At 57.2% G+C, this 23,601-nt stretch carries 23 protein-coding genes; 12 read left to right on the top strand and 11 right to left on the bottom strand.

The features are described 5' to 3' along the window. Positions 1–54: 54 nt before the first annotated feature. Positions 55–2,337, bottom strand: a complete 2,283-nt coding sequence (locus ACTG1P_RS08060) for a tetratricopeptide repeat protein (RefSeq protein ID WP_440000965.1) — start codon at positions 2,335–2,337, stop codon at positions 55–57. A gap of 209 nt (positions 2,338–2,546) precedes the next feature. Further along, on the bottom strand, positions 2,547–3,395 hold the full coding sequence (queF, locus tag ACTG1P_RS08055) for an NADPH-dependent 7-cyano-7-deazaguanine reductase QueF (protein ID WP_440000964.1): 849 nt from the start codon (positions 3,393–3,395) through the stop codon (positions 2,547–2,549). A gap of 204 nt (positions 3,396–3,599) precedes the next feature. Between queF and syd the strand changes: the two genes are divergently transcribed. Next, positions 3,600–4,148: a SecY-interacting protein gene (gene syd, locus ACTG1P_RS08050; RefSeq protein WP_058058265.1), complete on the top strand. Its 549-nt coding sequence runs from the start codon at positions 3,600–3,602 to the stop codon at positions 4,146–4,148. Between the two features lie 92 nt (positions 4,149–4,240). Here the strand turns inward: syd and ACTG1P_RS08045 are convergent, their stop codons facing one another. The 5 genes from ACTG1P_RS08045 to ACTG1P_RS08025 all read right to left on the bottom strand — a co-directional run bounded on the left by ACTG1P_RS08045 (position 4,241) and on the right by ACTG1P_RS08025 (position 7,173). Next, positions 4,241–5,026, bottom strand: coding sequence for a Zn-ribbon-containing protein (locus tag ACTG1P_RS08045; RefSeq protein ID WP_440000963.1), 786 nt, complete (start codon positions 5,024–5,026; stop codon positions 4,241–4,243). A 3-nt stretch (positions 5,027–5,029) separates the two neighbouring features. Beyond that, entirely contained in the window at positions 5,030–5,326 is a 297-nt protein-coding gene (locus tag ACTG1P_RS08040) for a hypothetical protein (protein WP_440000962.1), read from the bottom strand. 84 nt (positions 5,327–5,410) lie between these two features. Then, positions 5,411–5,647: a DUF2789 family protein gene (locus tag ACTG1P_RS08035; protein ID WP_088869965.1), complete on the bottom strand. Its 237-nt coding sequence runs from the start codon at positions 5,645–5,647 to the stop codon at positions 5,411–5,413. Between the two features lie 74 nt (positions 5,648–5,721). After that, positions 5,722–6,021 (bottom strand): DUF3301 domain-containing protein, encoded by a 300-nt coding sequence (locus ACTG1P_RS08030; RefSeq protein ID WP_440000961.1) that lies wholly within the window; start codon positions 6,019–6,021, stop codon positions 5,722–5,724. 111 nt (positions 6,022–6,132) lie between these two features. Beyond that, positions 6,133–7,173 carry a DUF3549 family protein gene (locus ACTG1P_RS08025; RefSeq protein WP_440000960.1) on the bottom strand — a complete coding sequence of 347 codons (1,041 nt, stop codon included), beginning with the start codon at positions 7,171–7,173 and terminating at the stop codon, positions 6,133–6,135. 276 nt (positions 7,174–7,449) lie between these two features. Between ACTG1P_RS08025 and ACTG1P_RS08020 the strand changes: the two genes are divergently transcribed. The 6 genes from ACTG1P_RS08020 (at position 7,450) to ptsG (ending at position 13,859) form a co-directional block, all read left to right on the top strand. Beyond that, on the top strand, positions 7,450–7,785 hold the full coding sequence (locus ACTG1P_RS08020; protein WP_005338596.1) for a YqcC family protein: 336 nt from the start codon (positions 7,450–7,452) through the stop codon (positions 7,783–7,785). After that, the gene (gene truC, locus ACTG1P_RS08015) at positions 7,782–8,555 is read left to right on the top strand and encodes a tRNA pseudouridine(65) synthase TruC (protein WP_440000959.1); all 774 of its coding nucleotides are present in this window, start codon (positions 7,782–7,784) and stop codon (positions 8,553–8,555) included. Before ACTG1P_RS08020 ends, truC begins: the two co-directional genes overlap by 4 nt. Positions 8,556–8,645: 90 nt before the next feature. Further along, positions 8,646–9,080: a flavodoxin gene (locus tag ACTG1P_RS08010; RefSeq protein ID WP_440000958.1), complete on the top strand. Its 435-nt coding sequence runs from the start codon at positions 8,646–8,648 to the stop codon at positions 9,078–9,080. Between the two features lie 548 nt (positions 9,081–9,628). After that, positions 9,629–10,942: a maltoporin gene (locus ACTG1P_RS08005; protein ID WP_440000957.1), complete on the top strand. Its 1,314-nt coding sequence runs from the start codon at positions 9,629–9,631 to the stop codon at positions 10,940–10,942. A gap of 91 nt (positions 10,943–11,033) precedes the next feature. Further along, complete coding sequence (locus tag ACTG1P_RS08000) at positions 11,034–12,005, top strand: MalM family protein (protein ID WP_440000956.1); 972 nt, start codon at positions 11,034–11,036, stop codon at positions 12,003–12,005. Positions 12,006–12,428: 423 nt separating this feature from the next. Then, positions 12,429–13,859 carry a PTS glucose transporter subunit IIBC gene (gene ptsG / locus ACTG1P_RS07995; protein ID WP_108612673.1) on the top strand — a complete coding sequence of 477 codons (1,431 nt, stop codon included), beginning with the start codon at positions 12,429–12,431 and terminating at the stop codon, positions 13,857–13,859. A gap of 279 nt (positions 13,860–14,138) precedes the next feature. Here ptsG and ACTG1P_RS07990 read toward each other — a convergent pair whose 3' ends face one another. From ACTG1P_RS07990 to map, 4 genes are all read right to left on the bottom strand, one after another. Beyond that, positions 14,139–14,522 (bottom strand): DUF3461 family protein, encoded by a 384-nt coding sequence (locus tag ACTG1P_RS07990; protein WP_279497889.1) that lies wholly within the window; start codon positions 14,520–14,522, stop codon positions 14,139–14,141. A gap of 127 nt (positions 14,523–14,649) precedes the next feature. Next, a complete protein-coding gene (dapD, locus tag ACTG1P_RS07985) occupies positions 14,650–15,477 on the bottom strand; it encodes a 2,3,4,5-tetrahydropyridine-2,6-dicarboxylate N-succinyltransferase (protein ID WP_005338581.1) in 828 nt (275 codons plus the stop codon). A 174-nt stretch (positions 15,478–15,651) separates the two neighbouring features. After that, positions 15,652–18,300: a bifunctional uridylyltransferase/uridylyl-removing protein GlnD gene (glnD, locus tag ACTG1P_RS07980; protein WP_019445217.1), complete on the bottom strand. Its 2,649-nt coding sequence runs from the start codon at positions 18,298–18,300 to the stop codon at positions 15,652–15,654. Between the two features lie 86 nt (positions 18,301–18,386). Continuing rightward, positions 18,387–19,175, bottom strand: coding sequence for a type I methionyl aminopeptidase (map, locus tag ACTG1P_RS07975; RefSeq protein ID WP_005338579.1), 789 nt, complete (start codon positions 19,173–19,175; stop codon positions 18,387–18,389). Between the two features lie 371 nt (positions 19,176–19,546). Between map and rpsB the strand changes: the two genes are divergently transcribed. From rpsB to uppS, 5 genes are all read left to right on the top strand, one after another. Further along, positions 19,547–20,275 carry a 30S ribosomal protein S2 gene (rpsB, locus tag ACTG1P_RS07970; RefSeq protein WP_005303470.1) on the top strand — a complete coding sequence of 243 codons (729 nt, stop codon included), beginning with the start codon at positions 19,547–19,549 and terminating at the stop codon, positions 20,273–20,275. Positions 20,276–20,379: 104 nt separating this feature from the next. After that, positions 20,380–21,261, top strand: coding sequence for a translation elongation factor Ts (tsf, locus tag ACTG1P_RS07965; protein ID WP_005338578.1), 882 nt, complete (start codon positions 20,380–20,382; stop codon positions 21,259–21,261). Positions 21,262–21,332: 71 nt separating this feature from the next. Beyond that, the gene (gene pyrH / locus ACTG1P_RS07960) at positions 21,333–22,067 is read left to right on the top strand and encodes a UMP kinase (protein WP_005338577.1); all 735 of its coding nucleotides are present in this window, start codon (positions 21,333–21,335) and stop codon (positions 22,065–22,067) included. Positions 22,068–22,168: 101 nt separating this feature from the next. Next, on the top strand, positions 22,169–22,726 hold the full coding sequence (gene frr, locus ACTG1P_RS07955) for a ribosome recycling factor (RefSeq protein WP_005338576.1): 558 nt from the start codon (positions 22,169–22,171) through the stop codon (positions 22,724–22,726). 72 nt (positions 22,727–22,798) lie between these two features. Beyond that, positions 22,799–23,575, top strand: a complete 777-nt coding sequence (uppS, locus tag ACTG1P_RS07950; protein ID WP_005338574.1) for a polyprenyl diphosphate synthase — start codon at positions 22,799–22,801, stop codon at positions 23,573–23,575. The last annotated feature ends 26 nt before the right edge of the window (positions 23,576–23,601 follow it).

Below are 23,601 nucleotides of genomic sequence, written 5' to 3'. Positions count from 1 at the left end.
TTTGGTGTTGGATAGCAACAGTGGTCGAACTTTGTTTCGATCCTCGCCTGTTATCTACATTATTTCCTGGTGGTTATCGGCTGCCGGCTTCCTTGCAAGGCTGGGCCAATTAACCCATTGCTTTTCATGAGAAGAATTGACTTTTACCAGTCCCTTGTCAATTGCCATCAGGCCGCATTGCCACACATCCCCATTAAAAAATGCCGCTTGTTGGCAATCGATCGCAGCCAGCTCCAACCAGGCGTTTTGCTGGCATTTTTCACTGAGCTGAATGGCTCCCGACAGGGCGAGATAGCAGAGGTCAAAGAGGCCATTGTGATCGAGCGCGGTTGCCGCCTTCGGCAGGAAGGGGTGACTGACAATCCCGAGGCTGATCCGGCGATCCAGCGGATAGTTGCAAGGGAAGGCGGCGATGGCAGTCAGCAGGTCTCCCGCCAGTTGATGCAGGTTGGTCACGTGGCGCTGTGGCACCACATAGAGCATGTGTCCTTCACGCAAGTCATAGATACGGCCATCTTGCGGGGTCAGGGTGTCCATATAGGCACCGAAGGCCTGCTCGATTTCTCTGCTGGCCTGATAGCCGTGGCGCTCCAGCGTATTGACCAGGAAGGGTACCCGGAACAGCAGATAGTGCAGCTTGTCATCGAACTCGGTGGAGGGTTGTTCGCTGAGGTACCAGCGATCCGATTTCAGCTGGCGCTTTGCCATCTCCCGTGGCCAGCGGTTCATCAGCCGCTGCCAGTTGGCCAGCCCCGAGCGTGGCTCGATCAGCAGGGCCTCATTGGTCCGTTTCAGTTGCAGGCGGGCAGTACGCAGCTTGAGCCAGAGGGTGAAGAAGAGGTAGATAAAGAGCGCCAGCAGCAGGCTGGTGGTGATGCTCGACCAGAGATAGCGTTCCTGCTGATGCTGGCTGTTGTTAAGTCGCTGCTCCAGTTCCTTGATATGTTGCACCCGCTCGACCTGAACATAGTTGTCGCGGATTGCCGCCTGCTCCATGGCCTGCTCCTGCTGGCGTACCTCCTCGCCAAGACGGTGGAAGCGCTTGTAGCTGTCGAGTGCCTGGCGCAGATACCCCTTCTGCTCGTAGGCAAGCGACAACAGGCGGAATACCTCGTACTGACGGCGAGTATCGCCGAGCTGATTGGCCAGCGCACGGGCGTTCTCCAACTGCAGGATGGCGATGGCGGCCTCCTGTTTCTTCAGATAGAGCTCGCCGAGCAGCAGCAGGGTATCGATCAGCGGCTCTTTGGCATCGCTCAGCTCATGGGACTGACGGGCCGCATTGAGGTAGTTGCTGGCCAGCGAGAGGTTGCCGCTTTGCAGGTAGGTTTTGCCGATTTCGTATTTGAGCAGGGAGGCTTGTGGTCGGTTGCTCCCCTCATCGAGCAGATCCAGCGCATTGAAGAAGTAGACCAGCGCCATATTGAGGTCGCCCTGCTCGCGATTGAGTCGCGCCAGCACCATCAGGGAGTCACACAGCAGGGAGGGGTTGCCGATGGAGTGGAAGTAGTTGGCCGCCTCATTGGCATACTGCAGCGCTTTCTGGGGCTCCTGCTCCTGCTGGTAGAGTTTCACTATCTGGTTCGACAGCAGGCCAAGAAAGAGCGGGTCGTTGAGGCTTTTGGCCTGTTGCTGGGCATCGATATATTCCCCCAGCGCCAGCTGTGGCTGTTGCAGCGCGCGATAGAGGTCGCCGCTGATGGCGCTGACCCAGGCACTGGCGAGGGGATTGGGGGTCTTGGCGGCCCAGATCCGCGCGTCAGCCAGATGGGCCTTGGCATCATCGAAGTGCTGGTTCTCGATGTCGTAGCTGGTGCGTTGCAGGCGGCCATAGACCTGCAGCTGGCTCTGCTTGAGTGTGGGGACGGCCAGCTGTTCGTCCAGCTGATCCATCAGGGCGCGGCTGGTGCTCTGGTTATCCGGTTTGAGGGCCTGACTGCGGATCTTGAGATAGAGGCCGTGGGCCTTGAGTTCCGGTTGCCGCTCTTTGTCTGCCAGCGCCATCGCCTTGTCGAGCGCTTGCTGGGTGGCCTGATATTGGCCCAGTTGCAGCAGACACTCTCCTTTGAGCAGATGGGCACCTATGGTCTGGGTCGCCGTGCTGTAGCTCAGGATGGGCTCGCGATAACCGAACTCCTGGCGATTGCTGATGATTTGCTGGGGATTATTGGCTGCGCGCGTCAGGAAGGCGGTGGTGATCTGGACGCATCTGGCAGGATCGGTCAGTACCATCGATTGCGCTTGTTGCAGATCGATAGAGAGTTGCTCCTTGTCCAGATCCAGATTCGGAGCTGACAGGGAGGACATCATCATGGCCAGAAAAAACAGTTGATTCATTGGATTAAGGACGGCGCAGAGGTGTTGGCATGTTATCCAAGCCCCCCCCTGCGAGTCCAGCGTTTACTGTGGTTTGCTGGTGGCCGGCAAGTGGGTTTCGTCTGGATTTTATTATCCAGCACCCTTATCCCTGCTGCGTAAAGCATCAATTGAAGCCTTTTGCCAGTCATGGAGGGCAGCGTACCTGCCCTCTCTGTCGCAGCTCGACTTTATTGGCGGATCAGACGCAGGTTGGCGGGCACGGCTTCGAAATCGGAGCGGAACGGGTTGATGTCGAGGCCGCCGCGGCGGGTATAGCGGGCATAGACGGTCAACTGCTCAGGCTGGCAATAGTGCTTGAGGTCGATAAAGATCCGCTCGATGCACTGCTCGTGGAACTCGTTGTGCTGGCGAAACGAGATGAGATAGCGCAGCAGCTTCTCCCGATCGAGTTTCGGCCCCTTGTAGCGGATCACCACAGAGCCCCAGTCGGGCTGGCTGGTCACCAGACAGTTGGATTTGAGCAGGTGGCTGTGAAGGGTCTCCTCGACCAACTCGCTACCGGCTGCCCCTTGCAGCAGGGACGCATCAAACTCGTAATTGTCTACCTCGATATCCTGCTCATCAATGCACTCGCCGGGCAGCAGGGCAATCTGGTGCGGCGCCTTGTCGAGGGGGAACAGGGTCACCTTGACGGTCTCACCCGCACAGGCACTCAGATCCTTGGTCAGCATGGCGGCGACTGCCTCGATAGAGTCGCAACGGGTCTGGTTGAAGGAGTTGAGGTAGAGCTTGAAGGATTTGGATTCGATCAGGTTCGCACTGGTGGCCGGGATGGTCACTTCACCCACCGCCACCATCGGTTTGCCCCTGGCGTTGAGCCAGGAGAGCTCATAGAGGGTCCAGACATCGCAACCGCTAAAGGGCAGATCATCGCCCAGCTTGAGATCATCCCGGTTCAGGCTGCGGGGAACCGGCTGCAGCAGGGAGGGGGTGTACTGGCTGATGTAATCGGATTGCTGGCCCAGGCTCAGGCCGGTCAGGGCGCTGGCTCCGGCGTATCTATCTTGTTTGCTCACAGGGTTGCTCACGTAATGTGCTCATGATGAGTGGAATGAAACGGGCCATTGCAGGGCCGGATGGTTGCAGCCGTTTGGCTTGGGCGTCGGCCTCTCTGTATCCCGTGTTCTGTATCCCGGGTCGCAAGGTCGGCTGGCAACCTTGTCTGTTACCGGGTTTGGTGGTGCAATAGCGGACTTTGCCAGCAATTGTGGGGATTTTCGATGTCGGATCAAGTTTTGTCTGCCCTGGAGCACTTTTTTGCCCGCTGGCAACGGGATGGCGAGGCCAGACGAGGCCTGCCCCTGTGCGAGTGGGAGGCGGACTGGCGTTCCCCCTGCCAACTTGGTGAGCCTGCCGATGGTCGGGTTGCCTGGCGTCCTCACCATCGCTCCGAACCCGCCGATTTTACGGCTATGGCCGATGCTCTTGAGCTGACGATTCATCCCAGCGCCATCGCCCTGTTCGGGCACTGGTTCAGCCGCCCCATCCCCTGCCTTTTCAAGGGGCTGCGCCTTGAATTGATCCTGCCGTGGAACGACGCGGATCTCGACCTGCTCAGGGAGAACCTCATCGGCCACTTGCTGATGCTGCGCAAGCTAAAACGAACCCCCTCCATCTTTATTGCCACCACCCGCAACGAGATGACGCTCATCTCGCTGGATAACGAGAGTGGTCAGGTGTGGCTGGAGTGGCTCGATTCTGGCCGCCGTCTGACGTTGGCTCCCTCCTTGCCGGCGTTTCTGGAGCGGCTTGAGACGTTGCCGCAATAGCACCTGTTCGAGCCAAGGTTACTCATCGGAACGAAAAGAGCCTTGCCATGCGGCAAGGCTCTTTTTTATGGCATCGCGTACAGGGAACGCGCTTAATCCTTGAAATCCCAGGAGAGGTTGGAGACCAGACGGCAGCTGTCGCACTTGAAGTCGAAGATCTCGTGTAGTGGCTCTGCCAGCGCCCACTCACCGCCACAGCTGGGGCAGGGGCGCGCCTTCTCCTCGGCGGCGCTCAGCCCGCCCACTCGGTAGAGGTAGTAGTAGGTGGGGATGCCGCTCAGCACTTCCAGCCGTTTGGCCAGATCGCTGCCGCGCCGGTAGAGGCGGCTGCCCACTTCGCCGATTTCGTGCAGCGCCGCATGTTCGGCGATGGAGCCGTTCATCTGCAACTGATCGCACGCCTCCCAATCCTCCTGCCACTTGATGATCTGCTTCTGATCGCCGTTGGCGACTGCGGGCAGCTGGTAGAGCGGAATGGGGGCGAAGTGGTCGCCACAGCGCAGCGGCGAGCAGGTATGCAAAAAGCTGGTGTAGAGCACCATCCAGCTCGGCCGCTCGCCCTGCTGGCCGCAAGGATCTGTGCTGTCGGAGAGCAGATCCGCCCCCTGCAGCTGGAGTTTGGGCGCCAGCAACCCCGCCTGATTGAGCTGCTGTTCGGCCAGCTTGACCTGATCGCTCTGGTTGTCGGGGTGCAGGCTATCCTGCTCCGGGCAGACCACCCGACTGACGAAATAGCCCTCATGCATGCTGGTGGGGAACTCCCGCCCGAGGATCTGGCCCTGATAACGCAGCATGTCGAGGTAGTTGACAATGGCCCGCTCGGCGTCGCCAAGGGAGGTATCGCGGTAGCACTCAAAGCAGAGTTCGACGATATACATGGCTCAGCCTTGCTCCTGCTGGATGAGCAGGTCGGTCAGGCGATCCACCTTCTGTTCGATGCGCGCGAGCTGTTCGGCGAGTTGCTGCAGGGTGAGCGTTGGTGCTGGCTGGGGCACGGCCTCTGGCAGGAGCTCGCTCTCGGCGGTCGCGATGGGCTGTTGCTTCCACTGGCTCAGCACTTTCAGCAGCTCGGCCATCGGTACAGGCTGGGTGAGGCGGGCCTTGATCATGGCGGTGGTGGGCGTCAGGCCCTTGGCGGCCAGCTCGTTGGCAATTCGGATGATCTCGTGGGCGGACATAAGCATGCTCTGGGTGAGAAGGAGGGATCGATTTCGGGGCGGGATCTTAACCAAAGCCAGCAGGGGAGGAAAGGGGCGGGCGGTTTAGCGGGGCTGGCGCAACATCACATCGAGCTGGTCGATTGCCTCGCACCAGTCGGAGTCGTTCCACAGAGCATCGCGCAGAAAGCTGGCCTGGGCGGCGCTCCAGAAACCCGCCTCCGGCAGCAGGGTCTCATTGTCGAGGTGATGGTCGTGCACAAAGCGGTGCAGGCTCAGCTCGTCGTTGGCCATCCCGAGCTGGGCAAACAGGGCTGGCAGATCGTGGACAAGGGGTTCCATCTCGTCTCTCCCTTTGTTTAATCCTTGAGATTATAGACAGGCATAGCCTCCGGGCGCAGAGACGAGATTGGGGATCAGGCAGAGGGGATGCGATGGGGGGGCAGATCAACGCCCACGACGTGCAGCCCCTGCATCTTGAGGGTGCCCTGATAGCGGCTCTCGCCATCGCTGGAAAATTCAAACTGATAGTGGGTCAGCAGCCGCAGGGGATTATGTGCCAGCTCCCGCCGGTTGCGGGCCAGCGACAGCAGTTGCAGATCATGGCGCTGGCAGTAGCGGCGCATGTATTGCCAGGCCACTTCTGCCTGTTGGCGTTGCAGCCAGAACAGGCCGGCAACGGCAATCAGCAACAAAATTCCGAGCATCTCTCCCATAGGCGGGCTTCCTTATCGTGATGTCGATAACCGGGAGTCCTGCTCGGCACTCCCGATCTCCTTTTTTATTTCCCGCCGTGTTGCCTCGTGGTGTGAGGGGGAGGCGAGGGATCAGGCCGAGGCAAACAGGCGGCCGATGGCCTTGCCCAGCGCATCGCTGCGGTCGGGGTCACGCAGTCTGGCCAGCATATCATTGCGCAGGGCCGGTAAAGTGACCAACTCGGCAAAAACCTGATTGAAGAACTGGGTCGGTTGTAGCGCCAGCTGTTCCAGATAGTGGCTGAGCAGATTGGCATCTTTCAGATCGGGCCAGAGCCGGCCGGCGATGGCGAGCAGCAGCGCAGGGCTCGGCTGGGTTTGCAGCAGGGTCAGCAGTTTGTTGGTGCGCAGCGTGCTGCCGGGGCAGGAGGCCATAGCGCGGCAGAGATAGGCCAGAGTCTCCGGATTGGGGGCGGCGCACTCCTGCTCCTTGCCGATCCGCTCGAGCAGGGCGCCTTGTACCGCCGGCGGCAGCGGGGAGTTTTCAAGGCTCTGGCAGAGGGCGTAGAGCGGCTCTTGCGGCAGCTTGGGCAGCGCCTTGCAGATCAGCGCCAGATTGCGCTCATCATGCAGCCGTTCGGCCAGATCGGCAAAACCCTGCAGCCCCAGTGTCTGCCAACCGGTGTCGTTGGGGGCGGCCAGATAGTGGCAGAGGGCATCGTAATAGGCGGAAGGGGCCTGTTCCAGCTGGCGCGCCAGCTTGGCGTGCAGACTGGCCATCTTGGCCTCCGCTGGGCGGAAGGTGTAGGGGTTGTCGGCCAAGCGCTGGGCTTTTTCCTCGTCCAGATCGCCGGTGAGCTTGTAGCCCAGGGTCTCCACCACCTGATCCATGAACAGCTTGGGGCCATTTGACATCAGCAGGCCGCGCTCATCGAGGGCGAACTTGAGGAACCAGAGGTAGTGGCGAGACTCGCTCGGCTGGAAGAAGTGCACACCCAACCAGGCGTGCTGTTGCAGCGGCCAGGGATAGGGCTCCTGCTGCTGTTCGATACGCACAAAGGTATCGCTTGCCAGTGGCCGCACCTGGCGGCCCATGTCAAACAGCTGGAACTGGGTGCCAGCCTGAGTCAGAAATTCGGTCAAGGTATTGATGGCAGTAGGCGTCACAGACATGGTGAGATCCGGCTAATGGTGATGCGGGCCGATTATAAGTCCCTTGCCGAGGATAGCCAGTGGCAGCAGACGCGCGTTGTGGCAGATATCAACATGGCAGCCATGCGGGGGGAGGTGTATAGTATCGCCCTTTTTTAACGGCGGCAGGCCGCGCTGGCTGCCGTGTATGTCGACGAGCTGGCTGAATCGCCGGTGCTGCGCGACCGAATGTACTGGCATCCTGGCTGGCCCTGTCGGATCCGCGGATCAATCTGTGGTTATGAGGAAGAGAGCGAGATGAATCAATATTTGCTGGTAGCTGGCCTGTTGGGGGAACTCACCGCCGAGTTGCAGCGCCTTGAGCGCTGGCAAGCTGACCATCCCGGTGACGAAGCCCTGGCAAGCACCCTGCCTTTTTGTGTCGATACCCTGAGCTTTGATCAGTGGCTGCAGTTCGTGCTGATCCCGCGCATGGAGCAGTTGGTGATGTTGCAGGCGCCGTTGCCCACCAGCGTCTCCCTTTATCCCATGGCCAGCGAAGTCTACAAAGAGGATCTGGCCGAGGCAGAAGCGCTGCTGCGCCTGATCGCCCGCTTCGATCTGCTGCTTTCCGGCAAAGTGATCGAACAATGATGCCAGATCAAACCCAAGAAGAGAGTGACCTGAAGCTGACCCTGCTCTATCAGGATGAGTGGCTGGTGGCGGTCAACAAGCCGTCCGGTCTGCTGGTGCACCGCAGCTGGCTCGACAAGGGCGAGACCCGTTTTGCCATGCAGATGACCCGTGATCTCATCGGTGGTCGCCATGTCTATCCGGTGCATCGCCTCGATCGGCCCACCTCCGGTGTGCTGCTGTTTGCGCTCGATCCGGTGATTGCCCGCGCACTGACCGAAGCCTTTACCCAACGTCAGGTACACAAGGAGTATCTGGCATTGGTGCGGGGCTGGGCACCCGAACAGGGGGTGATCGACTATCCCCTCAAGGAGCAGCTGGACAAGATTGCCGATGCCATGAGCAACCCGGATCGCCCGGCGCAAGATGCCGTCACCACCTTCCGGCGCCTGCATCAGGTCGAGCTGCCCCACGCGGTCTCCAAGAAGCACCCCACCAGTCGCTACAGTCTGGTCAGACTGTTCCCGAAGACCGGCCGCAAGCATCAGCTGCGCCGCCATATGGATCACCTGTTCCACCCCATCGTCGGGGATACCACCCACGGGGATGGTCGTCACAACCGTTTCTTTCGCGAGCACTTTGGTTGCGAACGGCTGCTGCTGGTGGCCCGCACCCTGAGCTTTACCCATCCGGTGCTCAAGGTGCCGATGCGGATCCAGGCGCCGCTCGGTCAGGATATGCTGCGCTTGTTTGCCGAGCTGGGCTGGCCCGCCAGCGAGAGCGACTACTAAGCGCTAGATCCTCAGCCCTGAACCGGTGGCATCTGACGCCAGCTTGCTGATAGAGTTGCTCAAAAGAGTGACTCAAGCAGGGAGAGGAGAATGGCGCAGATCGATATCGTGGTGGGAACTGTCTACGGCGCAGCCATGCTGGTGGCCGAGACCTTGGCAGATGAGCTGGAACGCAAGGGGCATCACTGTTCTTTGCACGAAGAAGCACGGCTGGCGGACATCGACCCCGGCCGTTTTTTATTGCTGGTCAGTGCCACCACCGGGCAGGGGGACATTCCTCCCAATCTGCAGCCCTTTGCCGGCGAGCTGGCTGACAAGGCGCCCTGGCTCAAGGGGCTGCGTTATGCCCTGATTGCCATGGGCGACAGCAGCTATGAGCATTTCTGTGGCGCAGGCCGTCGGCTGGACGGATTGCTGCAAGAGCTGGGGGCCACGCGAGTGATTCCCCCGCTGGAGCTGGATGCCACCGTGCACGATGAACCCGAACAGGTGGCACTCAGCTGGCTGAAAAAGTGGCATATTTAGCCCTGAATATTCTCTGAAATAGAGCCATATCAATCCCCTGATCCTTAACCGACAGGGGATTGTTATTTGCACAAATGTAATCTCACTCAGCAAGCATATTTCCCACTCTTATTGTCGATAGTGGCGGAGGGATATTTTCCCCTTTTGGCATTCCATCGGCGTAATGGTTTCAAGCGCACCGCAGACCCGTCATCCAAATAAAAGTTCAATCTTGAAAGCGATCTCAGTCATGTTTTTGTCATTCGAACGTAAAATAATGACTTTGGTTCAGTCGCGAATTAATTGCTGGTAACGCTTTCAAGTTTACCGTAATTGCTTGTTTTGTGATTTCATTGGTTAACTATTGCTTGGTTGGTCGGTTTTTTGTTGACTGGTGTTGTGGCGATCGTTTGCCGAGCGATTTGTCGCCATTTTGTGAGTCGCTTCATATTTGTCGTGAAATACGCTCCCTATAATCAACCTCGGTTATCACCAACAGGATTACATGGTGATAAGAAGTTGAATATTCAGGATCACACTCCTCACTGCGGGAAATAAGGAATATGACAATGAAAATGAAGTGGCTCCCGATTGCAGCAGCTGTTACTGCCGCCCTGGCTTCCCAAGCCGCCTTTGCCGTAGATTTCCACGGTTACTTCCGTTCCGGCGTCGGTGTTTCCGGCGACGGCGACATGGTTAAATACAACGTCAATAAAGTTGGCCGTCTGGGTAACGAAAATGATACCTACGGTGAAGTGCAACTGGGTCAGGAAGTATTCAACAAAGATGGCAAGACTTTCTATGTTGATTCCATGTTTGCCATGGCTTCCAACGGTTCAAACGACTGGGAAGGTACCGGTACTGTTTGTAACTTCGATGCCAAGCAGTGCAATGGTGATTCCGACTTCGCTCTGCGTCAGTTCAACGTACAAGCCAAAGGCTTGCTGAACTTTGCTCCAGAAGCAACCTTGTGGGCTGGTAAGCGTTACTATCAACGCCATGACATCCACATCTCCGACTTCTACTACTGGAACATCTCCGGTGCTGGTGCTGGTATCGAAGGCATCCAGGCTGGTCCGGGTAAAGTATCTTTCGCATGGGTACGCAACGATCGCAGCGCTGCCGATGTGTTTGGCCAGTACACCAATACCGGTACCAGTGCAGCTCCAAACTACGTCAAAAACGAAGATCTGAACGTCAATACTCTGGATCTGCGTTATGCCGGCATCCCGCTGTGGACTGATGCCTCTCTGGAACTGGGCGTGGATTACGCTCTGGTAAATGAAACCAATGATCAGAAAGCACTGAAGAAAGACCCGCAAGATGGCGTCATGCTGACTGCTGAACTGACTGCAGGCATCCTCGGTGGTTTCAACAAAACCGTGCTGCAATACGGTACCGAAGGTTACTCCAAGACCATGGCCTTCTATGGCGATGGTTCCTGGTACGGCGCTGAAGCCAAAGACGGTGCCGATGGTTTCCGTATCATCAACTGGGGCGTTGTTCCGATGGGCAACTCCTGGGAGATGGGTCACCAGCTGGTTTACGGTGTAGGCAACGAAATGTGGGACGGCAACGACAAGTGGGAAACCATGTCTGTTGTTGTTCGCCCGATGTACAAGTGGGATGACTTCAACAAGACCATCTTTGAAGGCGGCTACTTCAAGGACAACAACAAGTCTACCAATGGTAGCGAAGACAAAGATGCTGGCTACAAGCTGACTCTGGCACAAGCCTGGTCTGCCGGTTCCAGCTTCTGGGCCCGTCCGGAAATCCGTGTGTTCGCCTCCTACCTGGCTAACGATGAAGACAAGAAAGTCTTCGAAGGCAATACCTCCAAAGACACCTACCAGTTTGGTGTTCAAGCAGAAGCTTGGTGGTAAGCAAAAGTTTAAGTTAAGTTAGTGACTGCCCCCTTATGGGGGCAGTTTTGTTTCGCCGGATCACGGCCACCGGATTATGGAGATAAGAAAAATGAAACGGGTAAAGATGTCTATTGCAGCCGTAATCACTGCGCTATTAACCGGTTGTGCCGGAAACATGGTTGTTCCTCTGCAAGAACACGGCTCTATCTTGAGCGATGCAGACCAAGCCAAGCAAGCGTTGGCCAAAGCCTCCAGCTGCTGTGTGGCGTTTAAAGATTTCAGTTATGCCCCTTTGCTTGAAGGTGAGACCTTGTTGGCCATTGATGGCAAGCAACCCGCTTTTCAGTTTGATGAGGGGATGAGTTACTTTGCGGCTTATCGCCTGCCGGCCAACACCGGTAATCTGGCGATCAGCCTGGCGTCACAGGTGAGCAAAACCGTGATGGTGCCCAAAGTCATTATGCTGGATGCCGAGTTCAAGGTGACTCGGGTCCTAGGTGAGTCAGTATTCAGCTATCAGCCTGCTCACTTACTCGATAATGACCGCATTGAAGGGCGTGTTTTTGTTGACCGCAGCATGCCTGGCAACCCGGCCAGCGAAACATACATGATCGTTTATGCGCCCGCGGATAAGCTCTCAGGCAGCACAACGATCCTGCATCCATCAAAAGCGTTTGCTCGCGCTAATGGTACCGTTGAGCCTGATATCAAGGATCCGGTGATCCCGCACTCCCCTTGGGGTTTGGTGCAGATCAAAGTCAAGGATATGGCCCGTGGGAGTGGCCTTGAAGCGGTATTCAAACCCGAATATGCCGACAAGGTGGCCATGAGCCAGGGTCAGCAGGTTGCCGCGATAGCGACTACCGCAGCGGTTACCACAACTGCAACAGCTGCGGTCGCAGCCAAACCTGCTCCTGCCATGTTGAGTGAAACTGAAGCCTTCTACCAGAGCCAGATCGAAAAAGCTGTCAAGGCGGGGGATATCGACAAGGCGATGAAGCTGGTGAACGAGGCCGAGCGGGCCGGTTCAACCAAGGCAAAAAGCGTGTTTATTGATGCAGTCAAGCGCTCGCAAAAATAGAGTAATACGACCATTTGCAGGTCAGATATATTTGTTGAGGCCTCCCTTGTTGGAGGCCTTTTTAATCGGTAGACTGTAATAAATAAAAATCACGCCGTTACATTGGGTTACAATGAGTTGCCATTTGATATAAATGGCATTATTAAAATACAAAGTGAAACTGCAATTTATATCTATTTGTAATAGAGTGATAATGCAGATTATTAACTTATATTAGAGGCGTTTTTTAGCCGATAAACAAGTTGTGATCTTCCCTCCAAATTCAATATTCCCCCGCCTTCGAAAGCAGCAATTTATGACCCGCTGGGTTATATTCTGATGGTCAAAATAAACAAGCCCGACTCGAAGATATCTGAATGAATCAGTGCTTATTTCATCCAGATAGATCGTTCAGGGACGACAATCCATTCAGGAGCGCACACAATGTTCAAAAATGCTTTCTCTAATCTGCAAAAGGTTGGTAAGGCGCTGATGCTGCCAGTATCAGTCTTGCCAGTCGCAGGTATTCTGCTGGGGGTGGGTGCTGCCCACTTCAGCTGGATGCCGGAAATTGTCTCCCAGTTGATGGAGCAAGCCGGTGGTTCCGTATTTGGCCAGATGGCCCTGCTGTTCGCAGTGGGTGTTGCTCTGGGCTTTACCAATAACGACGGTGTATCCGGTCTGTCAGCCATCGTTGGCTACGGCATCATGGTCGCAACCCTGAAGGTCATGGCACCTGTGATGGGTGTTGAAACCATCGAAACCGGCGTGCTGGGTGGTATCCTGGCCGGTGGTATCGCTGCCTGGGCGTTCAACCGTTTCTACAAGATCCAGCTGCCAGAGTACCTGGGCTTCTTCGCGGGCAAACGTGCCGTACCCATCATCACCGGTTTCCTCTCCATCGGTCTGGGTGTGATCCTGTCCGTGATTTGGCCGCCAGTGGGTGGCGCTATCGGTGCCTTCTCTGACTGGGCTGCCAACCAGAACCCGGTACTGGCCTTCGGTATCTACGGCGTGGTTGAGCGCTCCCTGATCCCGTTCGGTCTGCACCACATCTGGAACGTACCGTTCTTCTATCAGGCTGGTACCTGCGTCAACGGTGCCGGTGAAACTGTTCACGGTATCATGACCTGCTTCCTGACTGCTGATGACGCGTCCCGCGCTGCCGGTAACGGCTTTGGTCAGCTGGCTGGTGGCTACTTGTTCAAAATGTTCGGTCTGCCTGCTGCTGCGTTCGCCATTGCTCACGCTGCCAAGCCGGAAAACCGCGCCAAGATCGTGGGTATCATGGCCTCTGCAGCTCTGACCTCTTTCCTGACCGGTATCACCGAGCCGATTGAATTCTCCTTCCTGTTCATCGCTCCGGTTCTGTACGCAATCCACGCTGTACTGGCTGGCCTGGCTTATGTGCTGACCAACTCCCTGGGTATCGTACACGGCCACACCTTCTCCAACGGCTTCATCGACTTCGTGGTGCAATCACCGCGTGCCGACAACATGCTGCTGCTGGTAGGTCTGGGTCTGGTCTACGCGGCCATCTACTACGTCGTATTCAGCTTCGTTATCCGTGCCATGAACCTGAAAACCCCGGGTCGTGAAGACGAGACTGCTGAAGAGAGCGTTGGCCAAGGCAAAGACGAGATGTCTGCTGCTCTGGTTGCCGCCTTCGGTGGTAAAGAGAACATCGCTTCTCTGGATGCTTGCATTACCCGTCTGCGTGTTGGCGTGAAAGATGTTGCCAAAGTTGACCAGGCTGGTCTGAAGAAACTGGGTGCTGCCGGTGTGGTAGTGGCTGGTTCCGGCGTTCAAGCCATCTTCGGTACCAAGTCCGACAACCTGAAAACCGACATGGACATCTGGATGAAGAGCAACTAATTCTGTTGCCTGAATATCAGCGTGTTTGAAGAGGGAGGCGAAAGCCTCCCTCTTGCTATTTCTGGTTATGGATCGTGCGAGTCACAGCAGGTCGAGCTCGGCAGGAGTCTCGTTGCCCAAGGGGCGATATGTAACGGGTTGCCCAATGGTGGCCCAACAGCATAAGGTGGTGTGCTCCGCTCACCTTATCGCACGGCATTGCCAGATAACCCCATAGCCCCATAAAGCCAGCCAATAAAAAGAGCGCCACCAGGGCGCTCTTTTGTCGAGTCGGGGGGATTAGAGTTTTTCCAGATCCCGTTCGATTTCGCTGATCTTGTTTTGTACCACTTTTTCCAGATGGCGCAGGTCGCGCAGGATCTTCTGCTTGATGTCCGGGTCGGCTTGCTGATGGACGCCCTGGGTCAGGCTGTCCAGCTCATCCACCACATACTTGAGGTTGGCGTTGATCTCGGTGACATCCTTGTACTCATGGGTGCCCGAGTCGACCAGCATGGTTTTGCGCTGGCGGGGATACTTGAATTTGACACTCTTGGCGAAGAACTCGCCTTTCTGCTTCTTGAAGTAGATCTTGAGGATGTCGTGGTTGGCCTCCTGGCGCAGGGTATAGCTGTCGACGGAGGCGGGATCCTGGATCCCCAGGCTCTTCAGATTCTCGTACATCAGGCTTCCTCGGTTTGAAACGATCCTGTCCCATCCATCTTAACCGATGCCTCATGGCTTGCCTGTGACAGGGGCGCCAAAATCAAAAGGGCGCCATCAGGCGCCCTTTTCATCACAGCAATGCTGATTACTCATCGATGGAGCGCAGCAGGGCGTTGATGCCGACTTTGGCGCGAGTCTTGGCATCAACCTTCTTGACGATCACCGCCGCGTAGAGGCTGTACTTGCCGCATTTGGAGGGCAGGGAGCCGGAGACGACCACGGAGCCAGCCGGTACGCGGCCGTAGTGAATTTCGCCGGTTTCGCGGTCATAGATGCGGGTGGACTGGCCGATAAAGACGCCCATGGAGATGACGGAACCTTCCTCAACGATCACCCCTTCAACCACTTCGGAGCGGGCACCGATAAAGCAGTTGTCTTCGATGATGGTCGGGTTGGCCTGCAGTGGCTCCAGTACGCCGCCGATGCCGACGCCGCCAGAGAGGTGGACATTTTTGCCGATCTGGGCGCAAGAGCCGACAGTGGCCCAGGTATCGACCATGGTACCTTCGTCAACGAAGGCGCCGATGTTGACGTAGGAGGGCATCAGCACGGTATTGGGGGCGATAAAGGAGCCTTTGCGGGCGGTCGCCGGCGGCACCACGCGCACACCCGCTTCCTTGAACTGCTCGGCGGTGTAGTTGGAGAATTTGAGGGGAACCTTGTCGTAGTACTGGGCATCATCGCCCTTGATGATGCCGTTGTCGTTGATGCGGAAGTAGAGAAGTACCGCTTTCTTCAACCACTGATGGACAACCCACTCACCGGCAATCTTCTCGGCAACCCGTGCCTTGCCGGAGTCCAGCAGGTCGATGGCTTGCAGGATGGCGGACTTGGTGGCGCTATCCACGGAGCCCGGAGTAATGGTGTCGCGGCGCTCGAAGGCCGCTTCAATGATCTGTTGCAACTCGGTCATGACAGGTTTCCTTTAAAAAATTCTGTTTGTTGTATCACACTTTTCCGACTGTTTTTAAGGGGTTGACCGGAATTCTTCCGGCCAGCGGCCATTTCTTCATCCGGTGTGCGCCAACCAGTTGTTTGGTATGGTAAAAAACGCCCGACAACCAGCCTCTTTCGAATCACTCTTCGCTTAATCCAGTACCGACTGCTGGGGATTGAGCTGGTGTACCAGTCGCTCTTCCAGCTGTTTTTGCTGCTCGGCGGTCAATGGCTCGCCATCGAGGCTGGTCAGGCTGAAAAAGTCCTCGACCCGCTCGCCGAAGGTGGCAATTTTGGCTGCGTGCAGCGACAGCCCGCACTGCTGGAAAACGGCACCGATCCGCGCCAGCAGGCCGGGGGTATCGAGGGCAGTCAGCTCCATCAGGGTGTGACGGCTCTCCCCTTTAGTGGGCGAAGAGCGGGGCAGGAAGACCACCCGGGTCGGCACGCTGAACTGGCGGTGGCGCCGCGACAGCGGCTTGTTGCGCAGCACCAGCTTGCCCGGCTCCTGCAGCGCCTTCTCCAGCGCCTTCTTGATGGTGGCGGTGCGGTTGGGGCTGATGGGTTCGCCGCTCGGCTCCAGCACCACGAAGGTATCGAGTACATAGTTGCTGCGCGAGTTCATGATCTGGGCGTCGTGGATGTTGAGGTTCTTCTGATCCAGTGCCGAGGCCACGGTCGCAAACAGATTCGGGGTATCGCGGCAGTAGATAAACACCTCGCTGCCGCCGCGGGTCGGGTGTTTGCCGATGATCACCAGCGGTGCCGGATTGTCGCCATGCTCGATGATGTGGCGGCAGTGCCAGGCAATCTGCTCCGGGCTGTGGCGCAGGAAATAGTCGGCTTTGAAATCGGCCCAGAGCTGGTTGATTGCCTCTTCCGATACATCCCGTTGCGCCAGCAGTTGCTTGGCCTGACGCTGGTTTTCGCGAATCCGCAGTCGCATGTCGGGCGGGTTCTCCAGCCCCTGGCGCAGCGCCTTCTGGGTAGCGAAGTAGAGTTCCCGCAGCAGGGTGCCCTTCCAGTCGTTCCACAGGGTATCGTTGGTGGCGCAGATATCGGCCACGGTGAGGCAGTAGAGCAGGTCGAGATGCTGCTCGTCGCGCACCTTCTGGGCAAAGTCGGTGACCACGTCGGGGTCATAGATGTCGCGGCGCTGGGCTGTGACCGACATCAGCAGATGGTGGCGCACCAGCCAGGCGACCAGTCGGCTCTCGTAGCGATCCAGACCGTGCAGCTGGCAGAACTCCAGCGCATCGACAGCGCCGAGCTCCGAGTGATCGCCGCGCCGCCCCTTGGCGATATCGTGGAACAGGGCGGCGATGCTGAGCAGCTCCGGTTTGCGCAGCCGGGTGAAGACCTCGTGGCAGAGCGGGTGGCTCTGGCGACTGGCCGGATTGGGGAACTGGTGAATGTTCTTGAGCAGCCGGTGGGTGTGCTCATCCACCGTGTAGGCGTGGAACATGTCGAACTGCATCTGGCCGACGATGAGGTTCCACTGCGGCAGATAGGCGGCGAGGATGCCGTACTTGTGCATCAGAGTGAGCGGCAGGCCGATGCCGTTGGGGTGGCGCAGCAGCGCCATAAACAGGCGACGGCAGTCAGGCAAGTCCTGCAACCAGCAGTTGAGTTTGCGGCGTGCCTCGCGCAGTTGGCGCAAGGTGGCCGAGTGGATGCCCGCAATCTCGGGATGCTGGGCCATCTGATAGAAGAGGCGCAGGATAGCGGCCGGTTCACGGCTAAACAGCTCCGCATCCACCGCATCGATGAGGCGGCCACGGAGCTGGAACTCGTCGGAGAGGCGGCGCACATCCATGGCGGTGTTGCCGAGGATCGCTTCGTCAAACAGCTGCAGCAGCATTTCGTTGAGTTCCGAGACCCGCCGCACCGTCTGGTAGAAGCGTTTCATCATCTGCTCGACCGGAGTGTTGCCTTCCCCTTCGAACCCCAGCATCTGGGCCACGGTGCGCTGGCGATCGAACAGCAGGCGGTTATCTCCCTTGTTGATGGCCATGTGCAGGGCAAAGCGCACCTTCCAGAGAAAATTCTGGCAGTCGAGTAGTTCGCGGTACTCGGCACGGTTGAGAAAGCCGTGGCTGGTCATCTCGAACAAGGTGGTAGCGCCAAAGTGGCGGCGGGCGACCCAGGCGAGGGTTTGAATGTCGCGCAGGCCGCCCGGATTGCTCTTGAGATCGGGCTCCAGCTTGTAGGCGGTGCCGAGAAACTGCTGATGACGCTCCGCTTGCTCCTGGCGCTTGGCGCGAAAGAAGGCTTCGCTCGGCCAGAAGTGCTGGGGGCCGGTGGCCTCTTTCAGTTGCCGGAAGCCCTCTTGGCGACCAGTGATGTAGCGGGCCTCAATGAGGTTGGTGGCGACCGTGATATCGGCACGCCCCTGCTCGAGACACTCCGCCACGTTGCGCACCGCCTGACCCACCTCAAGCTTGAGATCCCACAGCAAGGTGATGAACTCGCCGATGCGTAGTCCCAACACCTCGTCCAGCTCGTCGCCATCATAGAGGATCAGCAGGTCGATATCGGAGTGGGGGTGCAACTCGCCGCGGCCATAGCCCCCCACCGCGATCAGGGTCAGATCGCTCTTGTCAAAGCCGAACTTCTGCCACAACCGGCAGAGCAACTGATCCATGTACTCGGAGCGGGTGGCGACCAGCTCGATGATGTTGTCACCAGCATCGAAACGGGCGTGCAGCCAGCCGAGAAAGCGGCTCAGGTACTCTTTGCAGTTGTCGCGGGTGAGCTGGTCGTCGGGTAACAGGTGGGGGGAAAGCAGGCTGGCGTCCATGGCATCTCACACACAAGTGGCAGGCATATGGCTGAAACGGGCAGTAAAAACCCCGGCGCTTTTCGCTAAAGGGCCGGGGTTCGATGTTAGCTGTGTTTGATGAAGCGGTCGATAGTGTCGTCGGGGCGGAGGGTCAGCACTTCGCAGCCATCCTCGGTCACCAGCAGGGTGTGCTCCCACTGGGCGGAGTCGCCGCCATCCTTGGTGGTGACGGTCCAGCCATCCTTCGGATTGACTTTGCAGTGGTACTTCTTGCTGTTGACCATGGGCTCGATGGTGAAGCACATGCCCGCTTTCAGCTCCAGCTTGCCGCTGTTGCGATAGTGGAGGATCTGCGGCTCTTCGTGGAACTCGGCACCGATGCCGTGGCCGCAGTAGTCACGCACTACGGAGAAACCTGCCTTCTCGACGATGGGCTGAATAACAGCGCCGATCTCGGTGATGCAGGCACCCGGGCGCACCTTCTTGATGGCGGCATAGAGGCTCTCTTGCGCAACCTTGCAGAGCTGGCGGCGCAGCGGGGTGGTTTCACCCACGATGAACATGGCCGAGGTATCGCCGTGGTAGCCATCCTTGATGACGGTGATATCCAGGTTGATGATGTCGCCATCACGCAGCTTCTTGTGATTCGGGATACCGTGGCAGATCACATCGTTCACCGAGGTGCAGATGGATTTGGGGAAGCCGTGGTAGTTGAGCGGAGCTGGAACCGCCTGTTGTACGTCGACAATATAGTCGTGGCAGAGGGTGTTCAGTTCGTCAGTGGTGACGCCAGCTTTGACATGGGGCGCAATCATGACCAGCACATCGGCGGCCAATTGGCCGGCAACGCGCATCTTTTCAATCTCTTCCGGTGTCTTGATTTTAATGGACATGGGATCTCTCTTGCGGCCTGCCACTGGGCCTGCGAGGGCAGACAGGACAGGTAATGAAAAATAGATGCGTTTGCAATCAGGGCAAAATTTTATCCGCAACCCCCGCGTACTTCCAGTGTGATTGTCATCACAACGTCAAATCGGCGTCGCAGCATCCTCTGGCGGGATCCATATTTACACCTGTTTAGGGTGTCGGCCGGTGGTGTCCTGAACAAAGTTATGGTATAAAGCGCGCCGGAATGGGGAACTTGCGTCCCGATTTCATCACCCTTACTTAAACAACACACACACATCGACACATATGCCGGGGTGCCTTAACGGGTCGGTTATATGGGATGTGTGGAGGCCTAACCCCAATACAGAGGTATAAAATGGCTAAAGTTTCTATGCGCGACATGCTGCAAGCCGGCGTTCACTTCGGTCACCAGACTCGTTACTGGAACCCGAAAATGAAATCCTACATCTTCGGTGCCCGCAGCAAAGTTCACATCATCAACTTGGAAAAAACCGTTCCGATGTTTGACGATGCCATGAACTTCATCAGCTCCGTAGCTGCCAAGAAAGGCAAGGTACTGTTCGTTGGTACCAAGCGTGCCGCGTCTGAAGCCGTAAAAGAAGCCGCTGAGCGTTGCGACCAGTTCTATGTAAACCACCGCTGGCTGGGCGGTATGCTGACCAACTGGAAAACCGTTCGTCAGTCTATCAAGCGCCTGAAAGATCTGGAAACCCAGAGCCAGGACGGTACCTTCGACAAGCTGACCAAGAAAGAGGCGCTGATGCGTACTCGCGAAATGGAAAAGCTGGAGAAGAGCCTGGGTGGTATCAAGAACATGGGCGGCCTGCCTGACGTTCTGTTCGTTGTCGATGCCGACCACGAGCATATCGCTATCAAAGAAGCCAATAACCTGGGTATCCCGGTAGTTTCCATCGTTGATACCAACTCCAACCCGGACGGCGTTGACTATGTCATCCCGGGTAACGACGACGCTATCCGTGCCGTACAGCTGTACCTGAATGCTGCTGCTGACACCGTACTGGAAGCTCGCGCTCAGGACATCGTTGTTCAAGCCGAACAAGATGGCTTCGTTGAAGCTGAGTAATTGATAAGGACTGTAAAGCCCTTATTAACCAAGCTGATGTAATTGGTTAGCAGGGGCCCTTGTGGCCCCTGTTTCTTGTCAATTCAAGACCGAGGATACTGGACATGGCTAACGTTACTGCCGCCCTGGTAAAAGAACTGCGCGAGCGCACTGCCGCTGGCATGATGGATTGCAAAAAAGCACTGGAAGAAGCTGCTGGTGATATCGAGCTGGCAATTGAGAACATGCGCAAATCCGGTCAGGCCAAAGCCGCCAAGAAAGCTGGCCGTATCGCCGCTGAAGGCGTTATCTTTGCTCGCACCGAAGGCAACGTTGCCGTCATGATCGAGCTGAACAGCGAAACCGACTTCGTCGCCAAAGATGCCAGCTTCATGGCAATGGGCCAGAAGATCGCTGACATCGCTGCGACCCAGAAAATTGCTGACGTTGACGCGCTGAAAGCCGCTGACTTCGGTAACGGCGAATCCGTCGAGCTGACCATCACCAACCTGATCGCCAAGATCGGTGAGAACATGAACCTGCGTCGCGTGATGCTGGTTGAAGGCGACAACCTGGGTACCTACGTTCACGGTTCCCGCATTGGTGTTATCACCAAGCTGACCGGTGGTTCTGCCGAGCTGGCCAAAGATCTGGCCATGCACGTTGCTGCCAACAGCCCGCAATTCGTCAAGCCTGAAGACGTGTCTGCTGAAGTCGTTGCCAAAGAGCGCGAAATCCAGATCGACATCGCCATCAACTCCGGCAAGCCGAAAGAGATCGCCGAGAAGATGGTTGAAGGCCGCATGAAGAAGTTCACCGGTGAGGTTTCCCTGACTGGTCAACCGTTCGTGAAGGATCCTTCCATGACCGTTGCCGAGCTGCTGAAGAAAGAAGGCGCTGACGTTGTCTCCTTCACCCGTTTCGAAGTGGGCGAAGGCATCGAGAAGCAAGAGACCGATTTCGCTGCTGAAGTTGCAGCCCAAATCGCGGCCGCTCAAAAGGCCTAATCGAACCGGTTTTTCCGTTTCCCCAGACCGCGACTTATGTCGCGGTCTTTATATGACCAGGAATCAGTGACATGAGTACCAATCCCAAACCTGCATACAGACGTGTTCTTCTGAAGTTGAGTGGTGAAGCCCTGCAAGGATCCGAGGGTTTCGGCATTGATCCGGCGGTGCTGGAGCGGATGGCCCAAGAGATCAAAGAACTGGTTGAGTTGGGTGTTCAGGTCGGTTTGGTCATCGGTGGCGGCAACCTGTTCCGTGGTGCCGGTCTTGCCAAAGCGGGCATGAACCGCGTGGTGGGCGACCACATGGGTATGCTGGCAACCGTGATGAACGGTCTGGCCATGCGTGATGCCCTGCATCGTGCTTATGTGAATGCCCGTCTGATGTCTGCCATCTCCCTGCAAGGCGTCTGCGACTCCTACAGCTGGGCCGAGGCAATCAGCCAGCTGCGTGCTGGCAAAGTCGTTATCTTCTCTGCCGGTACCGGCAACCCCTTCTTCACTACCGATTCTGCGGCTTGTCTGCGCGGGATCGAGATCGAAGCTGACGTAGTGCTCAAAGCCACCAAGGTTGATGGTGTATACAACGAAGATCCGGTCAAGAATCCGGATGCCGTGCTGTATCATGAACTGAGTTATGATGAAGTTCTTGAAAAAGAGCTCAAGGTGATGGATCTTGCTGCCTTTACCCTGGCACGTGACCATGATCTGCCGATCCGCGTGTTCAACATGAACAAACCGGGTGCCCTGCGCCGGGTTGTCATGGGTGAACCGGAAGGCACTCTGATCCACCACGTTGGTAAATAAGATAAAAGTGAGCCACCTGGCGCTCTTATCCTATCCATCACGTCAGTAAATAAGATAGACACGGGCCGTGTAGCGGCTCGTTCGCCAAAAGGAAAACCACTGTGATCAACGAGATTAAAAACGACGCCAAGGACCGTATGGGCAAGAGCGTAGAAGCGCTCAAGACTCAAATGTCCAAGATCCGTACCGGCCGCGCTCACCCGAGCCTGCTCGACGGCATCCAGGTTGAGTATTACGGTGCTGCCACTCCGCTGAAACAGTTGGCCAACGTCGTGGCAGAAGATGCTCGCACCCTCTCCATCTCCATTTTTGACCGCTCCATGATCCAGGCGGTAGAGAAGGCGATTCTGACCTCCGATCTGGGCCTGAACCCGTCCAGCAATGGCCAGACCCTGCGCGTACCGCTGCCGCCGCTGACCGAAGAGCGCCGTCGTGACCTGACCAAGATCGTTCGTGCCGAAGCGGAAAACGCTCGTGTTGCCGTGCGTAACATCCGTCGTGACGCCAACGCCGACCTGAAAGCGCTGCTGAAGGACAAAGAGATCTCCGAGGATGACGACCGTCGCGCCCAGGAAGAGATCCAGAAACTGACCGACTCCTACATCAAGCTGGTCGATGAGGCCCTTGCCGTAAAGGAGAAGGAGCTAATGGAAATCTAACCGTCTGAAAGGTATATTACGAGCGCCGTGTAGTGCCCCTGCACGGCGCTTTTGTCTTTGTGGGAGAATTACATGTCGCTTTTGGCTGCGTTGGGTGATTGTGCCAACTCGTCTTTACCCCGTCACGTCGCCATCATCATGGATGGTAACGGTCGCTGGGCCCAGAACCGAGGCAAGATGCGGGTTTATGGCCACAAGGCGGGCGTCAAGTCAGTGCGCGAGGCCGTTACCTTTGCTGCGCGTGCCAAGATCGAGGCATTGACCCTGTTTGCATTCTCCAGCGAGAACTGGCGCCGCCCGGAAGGGGAGGTCAGTGCCTTGATGGAACTGTTCATCACAGTGCTGGGTCGTGAGGTGCAGAAACTGCACAACAACGGGATCCGGCTCAAGGTGATTGGCGATACAGCTCGCTTTAGTGAGCGGTTGCAGGCCAAAATCGCCAAGGCGGAAGCCTTGACCGCCAATAACAAGGGGTTGACCCTGAACATTGCGGCCAACTATGGCGGCCAGTGGGATATCGCCCAGGCGGCCCGCAAGCTGGCTAAAGCAGTGGCGGCCGGTGAACTGGCCGCTGACGACATTGATGAATCCATGTTGACCCGCGAGGTTTGCATGGCCGATCTGCCACCCGTGGACCTGTTGATCCGCACCGGTGGCGATCATCGCATCAGCAACTTTGTGTTATGGCAGCTCGCCTATGCCGAGCTCTATTTTACCCCGGTATTGTGGCCCGATTTCAACGAGGCCGAGTTCAGTGAGGCGGTTGCCTCTTTCGTTGCCCGCGAGCGTCGCTTCGGTTGCACGGGTGAACAGATACGGGAATTGATCGCCGAGCAGCAGACCGGCTAAACCCCGCTCCCAAGAGAGAGGTTTCT

The organism is Aeromonas sp. 11P (assembly GCF_051920165.1).
Taxonomy (GTDB): Bacteria; Pseudomonadota; Gammaproteobacteria; order Enterobacterales; family Aeromonadaceae; genus Aeromonas; species Aeromonas veronii.
Note: the sequence above shows the minus strand (reverse complement) of the source record. Positions and strands in the feature narration are given on the sequence as shown.

Bases quoted from the DNA above. Each gene is read 5' to 3' on its own strand.
- ACTG1P_RS08060 (WP_440000965.1), bottom strand. From the start codon at position 2,337: ATGAATCAACTGTTTTTTCTGGCCATGATGATGTCCTCCCTGTCAGCT.
- syd (WP_058058265.1), top strand. From the start codon at position 3,600: ATGTCGGATCAAGTTTTGTCTGCCCTGGAGCACTTTTTTGCCCGCTGG.
- ACTG1P_RS08045 (WP_440000963.1), bottom strand. From the start codon at position 5,026: ATGTATATCGTCGAACTCTGCTTTGAGTGCTACCGCGATACCTCCCTT.
- ACTG1P_RS08040 (WP_440000962.1), bottom strand. From the start codon at position 5,326: ATGTCCGCCCACGAGATCATCCGAATTGCCAACGAGCTGGCCGCCAAG.
- ACTG1P_RS08035 (WP_088869965.1), bottom strand. From the start codon at position 5,647: ATGGAACCCCTTGTCCACGATCTGCCAGCCCTGTTTGCCCAGCTCGGG.
- ACTG1P_RS08030 (WP_440000961.1), bottom strand. From the start codon at position 6,021: ATGGGAGAGATGCTCGGAATTTTGTTGCTGATTGCCGTTGCCGGCCTG.
- ACTG1P_RS08025 (WP_440000960.1), bottom strand. From the start codon at position 7,173: ATGTCTGTGACGCCTACTGCCATCAATACCTTGACCGAATTTCTGACT.
- ACTG1P_RS08020 (WP_005338596.1), top strand. From the start codon at position 7,450: ATGAATCAATATTTGCTGGTAGCTGGCCTGTTGGGGGAACTCACCGCC.
- truC (WP_440000959.1), top strand. From the start codon at position 7,782: ATGATGCCAGATCAAACCCAAGAAGAGAGTGACCTGAAGCTGACCCTG.
- ACTG1P_RS08010 (WP_440000958.1), top strand. From the start codon at position 8,646: ATGGCGCAGATCGATATCGTGGTGGGAACTGTCTACGGCGCAGCCATG.
- ACTG1P_RS08005 (WP_440000957.1), top strand. From the start codon at position 9,629: ATGAAAATGAAGTGGCTCCCGATTGCAGCAGCTGTTACTGCCGCCCTG.
- ACTG1P_RS08000 (WP_440000956.1), top strand. From the start codon at position 11,034: ATGAAACGGGTAAAGATGTCTATTGCAGCCGTAATCACTGCGCTATTA.
- ptsG (WP_108612673.1), top strand. From the start codon at position 12,429: ATGTTCAAAAATGCTTTCTCTAATCTGCAAAAGGTTGGTAAGGCGCTG.
- ACTG1P_RS07990 (WP_279497889.1), bottom strand. From the start codon at position 14,522: ATGTACGAGAATCTGAAGAGCCTGGGGATCCAGGATCCCGCCTCCGTC.
- dapD (WP_005338581.1), bottom strand. From the start codon at position 15,477: ATGACCGAGTTGCAACAGATCATTGAAGCGGCCTTCGAGCGCCGCGAC.
- glnD (WP_019445217.1), bottom strand. From the start codon at position 18,300: ATGGACGCCAGCCTGCTTTCCCCCCACCTGTTACCCGACGACCAGCTC.
- map (WP_005338579.1), bottom strand. From the start codon at position 19,175: ATGTCCATTAAAATCAAGACACCGGAAGAGATTGAAAAGATGCGCGTT.
- rpsB (WP_005303470.1), top strand. From the start codon at position 19,547: ATGGCTAAAGTTTCTATGCGCGACATGCTGCAAGCCGGCGTTCACTTC.
- tsf (WP_005338578.1), top strand. From the start codon at position 20,380: ATGGCTAACGTTACTGCCGCCCTGGTAAAAGAACTGCGCGAGCGCACT.
- pyrH (WP_005338577.1), top strand. From the start codon at position 21,333: ATGAGTACCAATCCCAAACCTGCATACAGACGTGTTCTTCTGAAGTTG.
- uppS (WP_005338574.1), top strand. From the start codon at position 22,799: ATGTCGCTTTTGGCTGCGTTGGGTGATTGTGCCAACTCGTCTTTACCC.